This window comes from Flagellimonas aurea (assembly GCF_017313785.1).
Lineage (GTDB): Bacteria > Bacteroidota > Bacteroidia > Flavobacteriales > Flavobacteriaceae > Flagellimonas > Flagellimonas aurea.
In genome coordinates, this window is sequence record NZ_JAFLNL010000002.1 from 472,146 (window position 1) to 489,334 (window position 17,189).

A 17,189-nucleotide genomic window follows, 5' to 3' on the forward strand; every position below is an offset into this window, starting at 1 on the left:
GAGGGAGCTCGATTATTTTTCAGACATCAAAGCCAAGAATTCCTTGTCGTGTTGTGGTTTAACTTCACATGTATTATCAAAAAACATGGTAGCTGTATTTTTGGGATTGTATTCCGGCCATTGTGGTAGTCCGTCATGATTAGGATTTCCTTTTTTGGCAAAGTTGATCCATGCACTACTCATTTTATCCGCCAAAACATGGGCTTCTTGACCGCCCCCGGTCATTTGTCTGGCCCGTTCCACATTATCGAAAACAAATGGCAGTTCCATGCAGTGAAGCGCCTTGTACTTCCCATCAAAAACAGGGGATTGCCATGTAAACATAAACATATACACCGGAGCACCATTATCCAATTGCGACTTTTTATTGGCTTGGAAAACGGCCCCAGGTCTGAAGGTAGCGTCGATATCCAGAAGGTCTGAAGGTCTTGTGTCGTTTGGATAGGCTTTTTTGACTGCTGCTATATAATCATCTGCCTTTTCCTTGTATGTTTCTTTGATATGTGCCATCACTTTTTCTTCAGATGCGTTAAAAAAGCGACCATTCATAAATGGGGTAAATTCATTTTTGGTAGTTCCCACCATCAAAGGAATATCTTTGGAAAGTTCGAATGCCTCATCGGACATCAAATCGTGAGGAAGTACAGTGCCGTCCATGCTTGGTCCCCAATTGAGGCTCATTCCCACGGGAACAATACCCTGTGCCTTCATTTGTTTGGCCACTGTTTGCAATGCTGCGCTCCCCGCTGCACTTAATTTATCAAATGGAATAGTCTGTAGACTATCCACTTGGTCCTCCGATAATGAAAGTTCCTTTAGTACCTCGGCTGCAATGGCTCTTGTTGTTTCTTTTTTGGAAAGACTTCCCCTAAAGGAGCCACTTTGGTTAATTGCCTTATGAAACAATCCCTTGGCCTTTGGCATGGCCATAAGCGTATTGACCTTGGCCCCACCCCCGGACTGACCGAAAATGGTTACATTGTTGGGGTCTCCCCCAAAATTGGTGATGTTACTCTTTACCCAGTCCAAGGCAGCTACAATATCCAACATACTATTATTGGGTGTATGTTTGTACTTGTCGCCATAGGCGGAAAGATCTAAAAAGCCCAAAATATTCAATCTATGATTGATAGAAACCACGACCACATCACCTTTGGCGCTCAAATTTTCCCCATGGTATGATGGGAGTTCTTGACTTGAGCCTGCTGTAAATCCTCCTCCGTGAATCCAAAAAAGTACGGGTCTTTTTTTGCCATCATCAATACTAGGTGTCCAAACATTAAGCCGAAGGCAATCTTCACTCGTGTATCCCCAATCATGGTCGAAAACGAATTCTGATTCATCTTGCACCTGTGTGGTAGGTGTCATCAACGGAGCTACCGGGCCATACATAGTGGAACTCCTGACTCCATCCCAAGGTGCTACTTTTTTTGCAGGCATAAATCGCTCTGCTGTCGCATAGGGAATCCCTTTATAAGTGTATATTCCGTTTTGGATAAATCCGCGGACTTTTCCGGATTCGGTATCGGTAACGGCCACATCTGCTCCGGTTACAACTTCGGTTTGTGCCATTGCGATGTGCCCAATAAGGCAGACCCCAATTAGTAACATTAATCTTGTTTTCATTTTTATGTGCTTAAATTATGTTCGTTCCTTATGGGCAATCTTTGTTGACTAAAGAGATTGCTATCCCTTAAATATACAATCCTGTTCCAAAAAACCACTCATTGTTGGCTAGGATTCCTTCAAAATCAGTTTTGCCATAAAAGCTGGATTTCCTCCTACTTACATTTTTTCAAGGATATCGGCTAGAATCCCGATTCCTTGTTTTGTAGCTATCTCTTTAATTTATAGACACACGGGGGCCTATTTTGAGCTCCGGTATATTTTTGTCCTAACGTTCCAGAACATTCAGTCCCAATATCTTTTTCTGAAAACTTTTCATGGGAAACTCCTAGTCATAAAACAGCCTCGTAGAGCTCCTTGACCTTAGTAAAGCGATTCAACGGCATGTATATGACATCCCTGTTCTTGAACAGGAGCCGGGCCTCCTACATAATATAATGTTGTTGGCAAGTCCTCAAATTAATTCGTTTTTAAACTACCATATTTAATAGGACAGAACCAAAATCAATAGTATGGCTCCCATCTAATCGCTTATTTTTTGTTACAAGTCTGGTTCTTGGTCCTTTTGGCAATCTTACTTAACAGTACAGAACACTTAAAAGAAAATAGTCTGGTAAATTTACGGGTGAAAGTAATCTGAGGGATATCGGAAGCATCGGTAGAACTATCAAAGTCGAGCCTCTAAAAGATTAACGCTGGTCATAAACAAGCCAAAACGTTCAAAACATAAACACATGCCACAATCTAAATTGAAAAGTCCAACAGCGATCATCCTACTAACCATATTGTTTAATTGGAGCTGTGCCATAAAGCCAAAAGAGGTTGCGAACATTTCAAAAAAAAAGGAAGGAGATATGTTAGGGCAAATGAACAATGTTTTTATTCCCTCTTATATTGATACTTGTAACAACGGCATGGGCAAGGAGCTCAAACTACTGATCATAGGGAACAGCCTTTCCTATCATGGAATAGCGCCCGGGATTGGATGGTACCACAATAGCGGAATGGCCGCTTCCGAAAAGGAAAACGACTATGCCCATCAACTATTTCAATCCATTCAGGTAAAACGTCCCAATCATAAGGTCTGCATGAGGATATCCAACTTTGCCAAGTTTGAAAGGGAGCCCAAGGGTTGGAATGCTCAGACAGTAAAGGAACTCCAAGACTATAACCCGGATATTGTGGTTTTTCAATTGGGCGAAAATGTAGATGGGGAAAATGCTTCGGTATTGGCACTCTTCGGAAAACAGTATATCAACCTGATTGATTCGTTCAAATCGGACAACCAGAGACATATTGTCGCTACCACTCCATTTTTTCCATCACTGGAGAAGAATAAAATAATACAGCAGGCCGCCATAGCAACGGGTATTCATTTGGTCGACCTTTCCCATTTAACATTAATCGATCCCGAGAACTATGCAAAAAATGAAACTGATTATCCAGAAGAAAAAAATGATTGGAAGGTAGATGGGATAGGAATTCATCCTGGGGATAAGGGAATGCAAAACATTGCTAATCTTTTGTTTATTTCAATACAACCGTTTTTGGATTCAAAAAATTAAATGTTCAGCCATCTCTTTTGACCAAAATAAGTATTTTACGAGTCCAAAGTCTAATGAACACAAAGTTTGCCATCACTCTCAAAGTCGACATAAAAACGTTGCAACTAACCTTAAATTCCCCCTAGAATACCGATGACATCCAAAAAAGTATTGAGTTACATAGAGGTAAAACAGAACTCTAGAATCCCCAAGTACAAACAAATCGTAAATTCCATTTTAACGAACATTGCCAACGGGAACTTTAGTGTGAACGACCGGATTCCCTCTATCAATGAGTTGAGCGAAGAATTTTATCTTTCGCGGGATACTGTAGAAAAAGCCTATAACCTGCTAAAGAGCAAAAAAGTGATTTCCTCTATCCCAGGTAAGGGCTCCTATATTTCAAGTACGGAACTTGTATCCAAGATCAATGTGTTCTTTCTCATTAACAAATTGAGTTCCTATAAGCTCAAAGTCTATCAATCGTTCATCGATAGGATGGGCGACCAAGCCCATATTGACCTTAATGTATACCATTGCGATGAAACGATGTTCCTAAACCTTCTGGACAAAAATATTGACGCTTATGATTATTTTGTGATCATGCCGCATTTTAAGACGGATGACCTAAAGCATGTTAGTTTTACGGAAAAAACACTCGAAGCTGTCAATAAAATTCCGGACAATAAATTGATCATAATGGACAACATTAAGTCCAACCCCAAGGAAAATGCTGCAAAAATATATCAAAACTTTCAAGAAGATCTTTTTGAAGCCCTTGTGGACGGCCTTGAAATCGTCCAGAAATATGAAAACCTGATTCTTATCTATCCCGAGAATTCACTTTACCCCTACCCTATGAGGATTACCAGGGGATTCAAACAATTCTGTGTTCAATATGGATTTGAATACGAGATAATCAATGAGGTCTATGAGGATATGGAACTTAAAGCCGGGGACCTATATATTTCCATTGAAGAGTCGGACTTGGTGAGCCTGATCAAATTAGTCCGTAAAAGCTCGTTGGAACTGGGCAAGGACGTTGGTATCATCTGCTATAACGACACACCCCTTAAAGAACTTTTGGGCATCACGGCAGTTTCAACCGACTTCGCTAAAATGGGAGAGACCGCTGCAGACATGATTTTGGAAAATAAGTTCGAAAGCGTGAAAAACCCTTTCTATTTTATAAACAGAAAGTCCACTTAATCATCTTATTGTGATGCTTGTTTGCAGGCACAAACCAGAAAATGAACAAATCAGAATAATTTAATCCAGCAACATAAAAATGAAACAATACAAACTTCCGCTGATGGCAACATTCCTGTCTTTGGGCATGTTGACCCTGGCATGTAAAGACAAAAATCAAGATGACAAAGAACCTGTGATCCAGACCAAAAAGGTAACAGAGCCACAAACCTGGGCCGAGAGACTTGGTTGGCCGGCAGGGAAAAAGGTTTTGGTGCTTCATGCAGATGATATTGGCATGTGCCCAGAAGCGAACCATTCGGTAAAACCCATGCTTACCGAAGGCCAAATCCAATCGGCCGCAGTTATGATTCCTTGTCCCAATTCACAGGAGTTTATGCACTGGGTCCAAGGACAGCCAAAATTGGACATTGGTCTGCACCTCACCCTAACAAGCGAATGGGAAACACATAGATGGGGTCCAGTAAGTCCTAAAGATTCCGTTAAAGGTTTAATGGACGAGACCGGTAACTTTTGGCGTTCCGTACCAGAAGTAGTGGAACATGCCACCGCCAAAGAAGTTGAAACCGAGATTCGGGCACAGATTGAAAAATCAATCGAATGGGGGCACAGGCCAACCCACATAGACACCCATATGGGAACTTTATATGCCGATAAAGGCTACACAGAAGCCTTTCTTAGGCTGGCCATGGAGTATGGGGTTCCTGCCAATGCCATTGACCTTACACAACCTAAAGTTGCCCAACATTTTAGGGATATGGGCTACCCAATTGACGATCAAATGATTCAATTGATCAAAGATTATGATTTACCCAAACTTGATTTCTTCGGAAGTGTTCCCGGTGCCCTAACCTACGAAGAAAAAATAGAGGCGTTCAAACAAACGATTCTTTCCTTTCCTAGCGGGCTTACTGAAATCATTTTTCATCCATCTGAACCTACGGAAAACCTAAAGAATATTACAGACTCTTGGCAACAACGGGGTTGGGAAGCCGAAATGTTCGCTGATCCAGCTGTGGTAGAGTTTTTGGAAGAAGAAGACATCATCTTTACCAATTGGAAAGAAATCATGGAACGTTTTGAGAAGATTGACAAGTAAGTTCCTCTGAATATTATTTATAAAAAAAGCACCCTTATGGTGCTTTTTTTTTGGCCTTTTCAAAAAAACAATGTTCAAAGCTATCCAAGAAAACATTCTCCCACAAAAACTCAGTATTCCACATAGGCAAGAAAAACATCGACAAATACAATGATAAGTCTAGTTGCGAACGTAATAAATACCCCCCTAAATCGAAAGAAGCTCTTAACAACTTAGCCAAAAGATTTATTACGATAGCAAAGAGGCTTTAAAACAAATACCGCCCTGAAAGATTTTCTTCTAGAGCGATATTTTATACAAAACTTAAAATTAACCGGGGAAGGATTACGAACCCTTGGGCCCGTAATTTGTGCTAATCCTATTCCTCGGAAAGAAAGTAATAATTATCGTGATAACTTAAATAAGTAGAGTAGAAGCCCGCTACACCACCAACAAAGGTACTTTGATCATCTACAACCGTTCCTTCAACAATGACTGCCCCTTCCGCCGTCAGTACCCTTAAATCAAACGTATATGGAGTATTGGAGCTGACCTCTAACCTATACGTGTTGTTTCCTGGTAATTGTGCAGCAAAACCAGAAGTGGACAATACTGCACTGGCATTTCCATCTATTACCCTGATTAACTGGAGCAGTCCTCCTCCTCCAATACGGAATGCATAGTAATCATCTTCACTTTGAACATGGAAAGCAATGCCACCAAGAGCAGAATCAGTAGTAGCAGGTATGTATACATCACCTCCAAGGCTATAGCTCATACCATTTTGGTTTGAAGTCACCGAAGGCATGTTCACCATAAGGTTATCACCCGCCACAACTCTTCTAGCTGAAATAAAGTTGTCTCCACCAGGTCCTTCAATCATCCACTCTCCACTTCCAATAACCCAATTGGAACCAATAGGGTTGGGCATGGTTTCCAAATCGGCCCATTCTGTAGTAGGTCGGTTAAAATCATCAATTATAGCAGGTATTCCTACTTCAAAAGTAACTTGGTTAGAAGAAAGACCATCACGCTCGACTTGGACCATAACTTCGCCATCGGCAGCGTCTTGTGGCACTTTCACCCATATATTTTCATAATTAAGACTGTCTATTTCAAGTGATTGCCCTCCAAACAAGACGGAAACCTCTTCTATATGCTGTATGCTGTCAGAAACAAGGTAGTTATTGGCCAAGAAGTCTCCCAAAATAGTGAAACTTGATCCTGCACGTCCTTGTGAAGGTGCCAAATCTGAAATAAAAGGTGGAGAAGGAATAAGTTCGAAACCGGCACTTACAATAGCTGTTTTTCCAGTTCTCACTTGAATATCCCCATCCCGCGCCCCCAAGGGCACTACCACATCGATTTCTGTAGGTTCGGCCGAGACTACCTGTCCCAACATACCTCCCTCAAAACCAACCACCGTGGTATGTAGCCCTTTAAAACCGTTTCCTCTAATTGTAATGGTATCACCGATCATTGCCTGTGGCGGCATTACACTATCAACTCTAAGGTCTTCTACCACATCATCGGAATCACAGGAAACCAAGGTGACGAGGACCAAAAAACATAATAATATTGAAGCTTTAGATTGAATCATGATAATAATGTTATTGCTTATGAATCTTTTATTTGAATATGTCCTTCCCTAGTAACCAGGGTTTTGCTCTATTGGGCTCAGTTCTATTTCGGTCAACGGAATAGGGAACCATATTTTATAGGGTTCCAAATTCGCCTGCATAATGGGAACTGCAACGTTCCATCTTCCTCCATTTTCATCAAGGCCCATAATGGCATCGTAAAACTTGCCGAACCTTATCAAATCTATTCTTCGTTGACTTTCAAAGGCAAATTCCCTAGATCTTTCATCCAAAAGTTCTTCCAAAAAATCAGCCTTATAATAGGCATCGTCCAAGATATCGACTTGGGAGACATCGCTCACCGACCTAGTCCTCACCTCTGTAAGCCTTTCACGTGCGCCTGCCTCGTCTCCTGTCATGTAAAGTGCTTCTGCATTGAGCAGCAAAATATCTGCATACCTCAACAAAGGATAGTTGCCCATGGATTGGCTAATGTCTATCGGTTTGCTTGAGGGATCCACATAACGGTATTTCGCCACAGAATAGAAACCTGCGGTTACACCGTCTGCTGGGTCGGGCACGTAATACGTCTCACCTTCAATAGTTTCGGTTGCAGAAGAACTGGAAAATGAATTGGAAAGGTTATGCGCTCTTCTTATGTCCAAAGCATTGTACCTATAGAACATCTCTCCTGTTGGGCGGAACCAACCATAACCGCCCCCCATGGTAGTAGTGTTCCCCGGTGGCACCATCCATTGGACCCAAACATGGTAGTTACCTATAATTGAGCTACTACTTGACACGGAAGAGAACAAGGATTCCTCCATTTGAAATTGATTGGTAGTCTCCCGAAACAGATAGTCGTAGTTGTCTATCAACTCATAACCGCTCTGGGCAATTATCCCATTGGTAATGTCCCTGGCACGTGTATAAAAATCATCGGCATCGACCCAGTCAAAACTATTGAGATCAAACCCTAGATCAGTACCAACTCCATTGGTCTTACAACTGGCTAAATAGGTATATACTTTCGCAAGGAAACCGGCAGCAGACCATCTGTTCGCTCTTCCTTGAATATCCGCTCTGTTCGGTAGATTTGAATAAGCTGTTTCAAAATCGGATATAATCTGAGCGTAAACCACGTCCAAAGGCTCCCGCAGGGCATTTTCATCGTGCTCCCCTGTGGTATACACTGGCACACCCCCATACATTTGGGCCAAATACATATAGTAAAGGCCCCTTAGGAAATGTGCTTCCCCGATGATTTCAGCTTTACGCTGTTCTCCCATCTCCGTATCCTCTATGGCATCCAAGAGATAGTTACATCTATTGATACCTACGAACATGGTAAAAAAGTGTTCTTCAATTGTTGGTGTCTGGCTTGTTACCGCCAAATTACCGAAGGGGGCGTATCCAATTGCTGTTAATCCATCCCTAGTGACCAACTCATCTGTTCCTGCGCTCAGCATAAAGGTCATACTTGAATTGAAATTACCTCGCCAAACGCCTTGTACGGATTGGGCATTGAGCGCACTATAGCAACCTATGAGTGCCGATTCCGCATCATCTGCTGTTTGGTAGAAATTCTCCACCGTAGTAAAGGATAGTGGCTTTGTATCCAAAAAATCGCTACTGCACGAACTACAATAAATACCGATGAACGTTAAGACAACAATATTCTTTAGTATTCTATTTTTCATCTCTATTGATTTTTTTGCTGTTATTAAAATGTGAAACTGGCTCCAAAAGTGAATGTTTTGGTCCTTGGATAGGTCAATCTATCATATCCGGGCAAAAGCGAGTTTCCTGAATGGATTTCTGGATCAAATCCAGAGTAATTGGTCCACGTGTACAGATTGGTTCCCGTAAAGTAAATACGGGCGTAATCTATACCCATTTCCTTAATCCATTTTCCTGGAAGGGCATATCCAAACGATATGTTTTGAAGCCTTAACCATGAAGCATCCTCTACATAATAGCTAGAAGCCAGCAAAGAAGTCCTGTTCCAAAGGTCGTCGGCAAAAGTACCATACTGATTTGTTGGGTTCTCAGGCGTCCACCTGTTACTAAAAAAGTCTTCCGAAATATTCATCCAGGTATTTGACACCCCTCCCTCTAGCCTATATTTGGCTTCGTTGAATATTTCATTTCCATAGGACCAGTTGAACATTACGGAAAGGTCAAAGTTTTTGTAATTAAAGGTGTTGTTAATACCTCCAAAGTGCTTAGGAAAGCTTCTGCTAATGGATGTTCTATCATTGTCCACATCAATGGTCCCATCTCCGTTTAAATCTTTGAACTTAAATGATCCCGGCTGCACATTGATCCCGTCTACGGTAACAACTCCTTCGTTCAAGACATAATCACGTTGCTCGTGCGGAATGGTCGCATCGCTATCGTTCTGCCAGTTAAAATCTGATATCTGATACACACCATCAAACTCATAGCCATAGGCGTTACCCAAAGATTCGCCTTCGATTACCCTACCTGCATTGGTAATCCAACCACCTCCAATGTTCACAGGAATAAAGTCTACACCTCCAAGGTCCTTTACAATATTCCTGTTGCTACTAATATTGAAATCTGTTTTCCATTTAAAATCGCCTCCTTCAATATTTCTGGTCGAAATCTGAAGTTCGGTACCATCATTGTCTACTCTACCAAGGTTTTGCCATTGCTGTTGGAAACCACTTCTTTTAGGCACCAATGCAGCAATCAACATATCTGTAGTAACTTTATAGTAATAATCCCATGTAATGCTAATTCTATCGTTCACCAGTCCAAGGTCGAAACCTGCGTTGAACTGTGAGGTCTCTTCCCACTTTAGACCATAATTGGCCCTAGAGTCTGGTGCAAGCCCCAAATCTCCACCATAATCGGTGTTCACCATTCGTGCCAAGTACCTAAAGGAAGGGATTCTGTCGTTACCGGTAATACCATAACTCAAACGGAGCTTCAAGTTGCTCAGGTCATCTACATTGGATAGAAATGGCTCCTTATGCAACTGCCAACCATAGGCGAAGGATGGAAAGTATCCAAATCGATTGCTTGGACCCAATTTATCTGACCCATCTGCCCTAAAGGTTGCTGTCAATAGGTGTTTACCCTTAAATTGGTAGTTAAATCTTCCAAAATAAGACATTCTATTTATAATGTCCTTACCTGTAGAATTACTTTTTATCCTCCTTCCCTTGCTGATATCGTGAACCCCCGTAGACTCATCGGCAAAATCGGCTACCTCCATAAACATATTCTCCCAGCTATACCTGTTTGCTTCAAAAGCCACCATGGCCGTCAGCAAATGATCTTGGTTGGGTCTTAAGGTATAATTCAACCTGCTGGTAACGTTCCATGAATTTGCCCTGGCCTCTTGCACCATAGCACGACCATTGTCCAAATTACCCCAGTTGGTATACTTACTATAGAATTCCTTTCCCTTGGAGCTGGAGAGAAAACCACCTCCCGAGACATGGATTTTTAGGTCCTTCATCAATGCATATTCCAAATAGGCATATAGGTTGTTCCTCAATGAAGAAACATTTTTCTCCGCATTATCGATCATCGATAAAGGATTGATATATCTTCCATCGGTATCCCAATTGGGGGCGAAAAATTCCAATGGTCTTGATATCACAAGATTTTGAACAACTCCATTGAATATTCCCGAACCACCACCACTCTGTGTGGCTCCGTTTAGTTCCGAATAACCCATATTGAAATTCAACCCCATCTTTAACTTATCGCTATGCTGGTCGTCAAGGTTGAGTCTCATGGTGTATCGTTGGAAGTTGTTGTTGATTATGATCGCTTCCTGATCTAACACTCCAATTCCACCAGAAAAAGTGGTTCCCTTGTTATCCCCACCGGAAATTGAAATATTGTGGCTATGGGAAACAGCGGTCCTCAACATCTCGTCTTGCCAATCATGCATGGGCAGCTCATAAGGGTCCCTTGGAATATCATCCGAATTGTACAACCCATCTTGATTGCTATCCGTATAGAACAAAAAGGTCTCAGGATTGAGTGCGGCCCTATACTCAATATATCTTTCGGCATTAAGCACAGGTAGTTTTCGTGTTACGGTACCCAAACTGACAAAACCATCGTAGGTAATCTTGGTATCCCCTGCTTTTCCTGATTTTGTCGTAATTATAATGACTCCGTTTGCTCCACGAGCTCCATAAATGGCAGTTGCAGAGGCATCTTTGAGCACTTCAACGGACTCTATGGATGATGGGTTCAGTGTTGCCAATGGGTTGGACGGTGTGCCGTTCCCTACACTGGCATCGGCAACCTCTCCGTTATTGACATCATAGGGTACTCCATCTATAACATAAAGTGGTGCAGAGCTACCAAATACCGTATTGGCACCACGAATGCTAATATTCATGGCCGCACCAGGTTCTCCGGAGGAAGACGAAACTTGTACCCCGGCCAGCCTTCCCTGTATAGCCTCTTGGAATGACAATACCTTGCTTTGGGAAATTTCTTCCGCCTTTACACTGGAAATGGAGCCGGTCACATCAGCTCTTTTTTGTTGACCGTACCCAATTACCACAACCTCATCCAACCTGTTCTGATTTTCGGATAGCTCAACGGTAATTGATTGCCTTCCCGACACCGGCACCTTTTTAGTAGAGAAACCCATGTAAGAAAACACCAAAGTTCCTTCGGGATCCATTGTTATGGTGAATTCACCATCAAAATCGGTAACGGCTCCGTTCGTGGTTCCTTCTACCACAACATTCACCCCTAATAGCGGTAAGCCTTCACTTTCTGAGATGACTTTACCATTAACCTCAATTCGTTCTTGTGCTGTTGCTGCTTGTATTGCTAAAATTACAATGAACAGACAGCAGAATGTTGTTTTTAGTATTTTCATATTGCATTAATTGTGAATTGTTCAAAAAAGTTGATCCAAATCTATATAATGGGAATAGACCAAGTATCCTGCCCCATCCTGTTCCCTTTAAACAAATGGGATAAAAGAGTTTTTGGCCTTATTTCACATGCGTCAATGCTACCTTGTCTCAACGCTTTTAACACAAGCGTTACAAAAGATTTAGTAGGAAAAAAACCACTTTAAATATCGAGATATAAGGTGTTAAGAATAGAAAGATTCCAAATAAAGAACAGTACCTGTACGGCATGTTTTTGTAGGTAAAACCAACAGTTTATCTGAACTGGTTCAGCAAAAACATTGAATAGATTCAAATAATCGAGATATTGTTGGAGAAAAATCAAAAAAAAGAAGAAAACCCGGGATAATGACCAACCAAGGCGCCAATATTCAACCTTATGGTACAGCATACATTGATAGGAGAAGTATTTTGCTCCTATGCGGTAGAAGCCCTAACCGCACACCCCCCACATCCCGGGAAGTTGTCCAGGCGCAAGACGCCTGTATTTATATGGACCAGCATATATTTAAATATGACCAATAGACTATTATTTTAAGTAAGGCGCCATGACCTTTTGCCAAATCTGATAGCCCTTGGCATTCATGTGAAGGCGGTCGTCCAAAAAGATTTCCTCTTTAATATTTCCTCCTTCGTCCAACATTGGGTAAAATATGTCGATGTATGATGCATTTGCCTTATTGTCCAGATAATCGGCTATCATTTTATTGGCCTCAATGGATTTATCCAAGATATTCATCCGAGAAGGACTTGGCTTAATGGACAAATAGTTTATTGTGGCTCTTGGGAAGTTTACACGGATCATCCCGTATAAGGTCTCAAAACGCAGAAAAAACTCTTCTACCGAGAGGTCGTTGTCAAAAGCAAAATCATTCTCACCACAATAAATGATGATCTGATCAGGGTTATATGGCACAACGATATCATAAAAATATCGGGTTACATCCACCAAGGTCGACCCACCAAATCCTCTATTTATAATCTGATGATTTGGAAAATAATCATTGACATCCTTCCAGAACTTAAAGGAACTACTTCCGATGAAAAGTATTCGATTTTTTGATATCGAGTCTGAAGCGTCCAACTCCTTAAAATCTACGATTTCATTCCATAGTGTTGGGTATTCCTGAGCTGACAACTGAAAGTTAAAAACAGATATTACCAACAAAATCAGAATGTTATATTTAATTGAATTAATTTTCATAAGTACTTGATTTACATTTCTATTTTATAAGTGGTGGTTAAATAAGTGTCGCTACGGCAACAGCCCAGTTGCAAAACTATTTTAAAGTCCCTGCAGTACCATCCTGTACCTTACTGTAAGCTAGTTTCCGGCGCGATACCTGCCCGTAAGTTGAAGTTCACGTACCAACATACCGGAATCGAAAGTCCCTGTGGTTTCCCATCCAAAATTGAAGCTGGAAATAAACATATCGGACCAGTGCGCATCTTCCAAATACCCTTGTCTCTTGGCTCGTTCAAATGCGTTTTTAATGTACGGCAATATATCCTTGTCCACATCTATACTTCCGGATTTTTGTAAACTTCCTGGGAAAAATTCCTCACTTGCTATACTCACAATGAACTTTTTACTGGCATCATCCTTGCCCAAATCTTGGGCAGCGTACAGCGGAATCCCATCTGGCCTCCTGTGGTCAAATACGGGAATACCAAACCAAAAAAAGTCGGTCGAATCACTAATGGTCAAATAAAGTGAAACCTGAGAGGTATGAAGACTTTCGTCAAACTCGGAAGGGTCCATCATCATCTTGTCATACACAAGCGAAAGGCCCATGTTCAATTCAAGGGACTCCATATCCTCTAGGGCTATTTCATCTGCCATGGTCTGTTCCAATAATAAATGGGGCCAATCTTCTCCATCTTTACGAACAGAAGTATAATCTTCGGAAGCTATTACTTCCAAAAGTACATGTGGTTTATCCTGAGCTTCCTCCTTTATGAATACTACCCGCTTTGCTTGATTGGCATAGATTATTGAATCTCCCTTCACCTCTTGCTCCACATTGCCCAATGCATGGTTACTGCCCCATTCGGCAAGTTTCCAGCTAGCTGTTTCCGTCCCTTTAGAATATGGATAGATAAGATTCAAGGTCTGAATGTCCCCAGTATCAGTACCGAGCAAGCGAATACCATTTATGAACCCAGTGTCCTTTACAAATTCAACGGAGCTCAGAGAATCTTCATCATCGACATCACCATCTTGCTGGGCAATATCGGATTGTGATTCGTCATCTTCCAGATTGTGCCCATTGCCGTTGCATCCAACAAATATGAACATGCCCAACATTACCATTCCTAGTTTTAGTGCTTCCGTCCATAATACTTTACTTAATCTCATATGCTTATATCTTTACGTTAGGTTCTCATCAACAGTTTCAAAACCCAAAGACTCTTAAATGAGTAAAAGATGAAACTTTCGTGCTAAAGTAACAGCAGTGACTTGGTTAAGCATCCTGAGGTGTCAGGTAATAAAATTCGGCAGGAACTGTCCTGTAAGACAGGAAATAGATAATTTTAAAATAAAGTCCTATTGAAATGATCAATCGATTTGGATGTCGTTCATACCTTCTTTAAGTGCCAGGTTACGACCATTCCAGATCAAGGTGCCATCTAGCCCCTTTGGAAGCTCAATCTTGCCCTTGAGACCGTTTTGCCCTCTTTTTTTAAGATCAAATTCTATTTCGCCCAAATGGTGCGGCACTTTACCATTGACCTCTTCTAATTTTCCTAAATGAGGTTCTACATGTATCTTCTGAAATCCCGGCTCGGCAGGCTGAATCCCACAGACCATGGATAGAAAATGATACATCGGCGAGGCGCTCCAGGCATGGCAGTCCGACCGGGTAGGTTCTTGCTTTTCCGCAAATGTAGTGAGGCCATTATCGAGCATTTCTTCCCATCTGCCCATAAGTCCAAGATATTTCTCTTCCATTCCGGTATGCCTAAGGGCCTCGGTCAAATAAAAGGAAAAATAATAGCTAGTCTTTGCTAAGGACTCATCTTCTAGAATCTTTTTCATTATAGAAGCGGCTTTTTCACCAGAGACAACATTCGCCAGTATGGCCATGATATTGGTATGCTGACTGAATTTTTCACCTTTCGGGGTATCACTGAACAATTCCTTTTGCTCATCCCAAGCGAGTTCCTTTACTTTGGCCCTTATGTTTTCCAATCTACTTCGATAGACATCGGCCTGCCCAGTATGACCAAAAACTTCCAACATTTCAATGGCATATTGAAGGGTATAGGCATATTGCAGGTTGAGAAGTATTGAGTTTCCTTTTTCAGCACCGGGAGGCACCCCTCGAACCCAATCATGTGTATCCACCCAATCGACGAACATCCACCATTCGTTTTGCTCCACCAGCCCGGATTCTCCACTTCTCTTTTCGAACCAGTTGAGAATATTGAGTACATTCGGCATCATTTTGCCAACAAATTCTTCATCTGGCAAAAGCATCCAGTAATCGTGCAGCATGGTTATCCATATGAGAGAAAAGGTTGGTATGAACTGTGTTTCGTTGCTAGGATAACGGCTTTGGGTGAGACCGAAAGATTCCTGTGAGTGCTGGAAGGATTCCAAAGCATTTTTATAAAGCCTTGAATCACCTGAAACATAGGTGGTCACCAAGCTCTGTATTCGGGTATCCCCGATGTACTGCAATTGCTCGTAGTAGGGGCAGTCAAAATAATTCTCGCCCGAACATAAACGCTGTGTTCTCCAGCTTACGTCCCATATCTTATCCAATAAAGGATTCTTGGTTCCGAACTCTGCAACTTGCTTAAAAGGATATCCCGTGAACCTCGATGCAAAATCATCCAAAACCAATGGTTGTTCCTTGGTCTCGATATCCAATTGCACATACCGGAACGTTCGCCACCAAAGCGGTTCATAAACCCGTCCTTCCTGACCATCTGGACGTATGATATCGATATTGCCCTCGATGCTCTTGCCGTTTACATCGTTTCGGTTGCCTTTTTGTCCGTGGTCATCGAAAAGCGCTTCTGCATAAGTGACAACAATTTGGGAGCCAGTTCCTTTTGAAAAGCTCACGATCGGATAGGCATTGGTTAAATGGCCCTGATCTACCAAAACGGTTAATTTGGTATGGGGAGGAACAATAAGTTTTTCTTTTCCTGATATGAAATTGGGCACCGACTCTTTCGTCGAGGTTCTCCTTATGGATTCGAAACGTTGAAACTTTTCCTCCATTAAAGGTATATCCCTTTGGACCAAGATATGTGGCGGAACAATGCCATACCCCGCAACCCCATTTTTAGGAACTCCCCTAGCAATACTTTTGGCGGGTACAAACTCGTCCGATTTAAAATCTTCGCCCATCCATCCCCATGGATACTCGCTTGAATCAAAATCCTCCCCTGCTCCCGTAATCAAGTAGATCCTTTGATCTATTTGGGTTGGCTTATGTGCACCACTTTGCATTACGGACCATTGTTCATCCGTATTTATCCTTTGTTCAACATCCCCGTTTCCTTGTAAAACAAAGCCTGTTTTTACCGTATGCTGTGCCAAGGGTCGGTAATCTGAAAAATTCCAAACTACGGCCGATAACGTATTTTCCCCATTTTTCAGGTAGGGAGCTATATTAAGGGATTCAAAACGCCAGTTCATTTGGTCCCCTCGGGCAGGTCCATTGGCCACATATGTTCCGTTTACGTAAAACTTGTACCTGTTGTCGGCGCTAAGATGTACAATAAATTCCTCTGGAATATCTCCGACCTGAGTAAAATTTCTCTTAAAAAAATAGACCCCATACTCATGGCCCTCTACTGTTGGGTGACTGATCCAGTTGGCTTCCCACGAGGTCAACAATTCCTCGTTTATTGTATCCACTTGCTGGGCTCCTGCCCTACTTCCGACGAGAAGACAAAGGACCAAAAAACAAACAACTTGTCTTATTAAATGATTAAATACTATAATCTGCATATTATAAAAGGTAACGATACGATTAATGGGAAATATTGCATAACTCCGAATCCAAGGACCAAAGTGCCCTAACAGAACAGGAAGATACCAATACAAGAATAGTAAAGAACACCAAAATAACCGTCCTGTACTATCATGAAGGTCATTTCATCCTTTGCAATGGGTTTCTCTTTATACAAAAAAAAGGATTTTACATATAAAAAAGGTAGCCTTTCAAAATGAGTTTGACTTCATTTTTTTCTTGCATTTGCAAACTATAATTCC

At 41.7% G+C, this 17,189-nt stretch carries 10 protein-coding genes; 3 read left to right on the plus strand and 7 right to left on the minus strand.

The features are described from left to right. Window positions 1-12: 12 nt before the first annotated feature. Window positions 13-1,626, minus strand: coding sequence for a carboxylesterase/lipase family protein (locus J0656_RS05405; RefSeq protein ID WP_207032087.1), 1,614 nt, complete (start codon window positions 1,624-1,626; stop codon window positions 13-15). 734 nt (window positions 1,627-2,360) lie between these two features. Here J0656_RS05405 and J0656_RS05410 point away from each other — a divergent pair. The 3 genes from J0656_RS05410 (at window position 2,361) to J0656_RS05420 (ending at window position 5,478) form a co-directional block, all read left to right on the plus strand. Next, window positions 2,361-3,191 (plus strand): SGNH/GDSL hydrolase family protein, encoded by an 831-nt coding sequence (locus tag J0656_RS05410; protein WP_207032088.1) that lies wholly within the window; start codon window positions 2,361-2,363, stop codon window positions 3,189-3,191. A gap of 132 nt (window positions 3,192-3,323) precedes the next feature. Continuing rightward, window positions 3,324-4,379, plus strand: coding sequence for a GntR family transcriptional regulator (locus J0656_RS05415; RefSeq protein ID WP_207032089.1), 1,056 nt, complete (start codon window positions 3,324-3,326; stop codon window positions 4,377-4,379). 103 nt (window positions 4,380-4,482) lie between these two features. Beyond that, window positions 4,483-5,478, plus strand: a complete 996-nt coding sequence (locus tag J0656_RS05420) for a polysaccharide deacetylase family protein (RefSeq protein WP_207032090.1) — start codon at window positions 4,483-4,485, stop codon at window positions 5,476-5,478. Between the two features lie 358 nt (window positions 5,479-5,836). On the opposite strand, the gene J0656_RS05425 is transcribed toward J0656_RS05420, so the two are convergent. The 6 genes from J0656_RS05425 to J0656_RS05450 form a co-directional block, all read right to left on the minus strand. Then, window positions 5,837-7,057: an IPT/TIG domain-containing protein gene (locus J0656_RS05425; RefSeq protein ID WP_207032091.1), complete on the minus strand. Its 1,221-nt coding sequence runs from the start codon at window positions 7,055-7,057 to the stop codon at window positions 5,837-5,839. A gap of 48 nt (window positions 7,058-7,105) precedes the next feature. Next, window positions 7,106-8,737 (minus strand): RagB/SusD family nutrient uptake outer membrane protein, encoded by a 1,632-nt coding sequence (locus J0656_RS05430; RefSeq protein ID WP_207032093.1) that lies wholly within the window; start codon window positions 8,735-8,737, stop codon window positions 7,106-7,108. A 23-nt stretch (window positions 8,738-8,760) separates the two neighbouring features. Then, complete coding sequence (locus tag J0656_RS05435; RefSeq protein ID WP_207032094.1) at window positions 8,761-11,919, minus strand: SusC/RagA family TonB-linked outer membrane protein; 3,159 nt, start codon at window positions 11,917-11,919, stop codon at window positions 8,761-8,763. 566 nt (window positions 11,920-12,485) lie between these two features. Beyond that, window positions 12,486-13,160, minus strand: a complete 675-nt coding sequence (locus tag J0656_RS05440; protein ID WP_207032095.1) for a GDSL-type esterase/lipase family protein — start codon at window positions 13,158-13,160, stop codon at window positions 12,486-12,488. Window positions 13,161-13,280: 120 nt separating this feature from the next. Continuing rightward, the gene (locus J0656_RS05445) at window positions 13,281-14,315 is read right to left on the minus strand and encodes a hypothetical protein (RefSeq protein WP_207032096.1); all 1,035 of its coding nucleotides are present in this window, start codon (window positions 14,313-14,315) and stop codon (window positions 13,281-13,283) included. A gap of 201 nt (window positions 14,316-14,516) precedes the next feature. After that, on the minus strand, window positions 14,517-16,925 hold the full coding sequence (locus tag J0656_RS05450) for an alpha-L-rhamnosidase-related protein (RefSeq protein ID WP_207032097.1): 2,409 nt from the start codon (window positions 16,923-16,925) through the stop codon (window positions 14,517-14,519). Window positions 16,926-17,189: the final 264 nt, after the last annotated feature.

Bases quoted from the DNA above. Each gene is read 5' to 3' on its own strand.
- J0656_RS05425 (WP_207032091.1), bottom strand. From the start codon at position 7,057: ATGATTCAATCTAAAGCTTCAATATTATTATGTTTTTTGGTCCTCGTC.
- J0656_RS05435 (WP_207032094.1), bottom strand. From the start codon at position 11,919: ATGAAAATACTAAAAACAACATTCTGCTGTCTGTTCATTGTAATTTTA.
- J0656_RS05445 (WP_207032096.1), bottom strand. From the start codon at position 14,315: ATGAGATTAAGTAAAGTATTATGGACGGAAGCACTAAAACTAGGAATG.
- J0656_RS05450 (WP_207032097.1), bottom strand. From the start codon at position 16,925: ATGCAGATTATAGTATTTAATCATTTAATAAGACAAGTTGTTTGTTTT.
- J0656_RS05440 (WP_207032095.1), bottom strand. From the start codon at position 13,160: ATGAAAATTAATTCAATTAAATATAACATTCTGATTTTGTTGGTAATA.
- J0656_RS05420 (WP_207032090.1), top strand. From the start codon at position 4,483: ATGGCAACATTCCTGTCTTTGGGCATGTTGACCCTGGCATGTAAAGAC.
- J0656_RS05405 (WP_207032087.1), bottom strand. From the start codon at position 1,626: ATGAAAACAAGATTAATGTTACTAATTGGGGTCTGCCTTATTGGGCAC.
- J0656_RS05430 (WP_207032093.1), bottom strand. From the start codon at position 8,737: ATGAAAAATAGAATACTAAAGAATATTGTTGTCTTAACGTTCATCGGT.
- J0656_RS05410 (WP_207032088.1), top strand. From the start codon at position 2,361: ATGCCACAATCTAAATTGAAAAGTCCAACAGCGATCATCCTACTAACC.
- J0656_RS05415 (WP_207032089.1), top strand. From the start codon at position 3,324: ATGACATCCAAAAAAGTATTGAGTTACATAGAGGTAAAACAGAACTCT.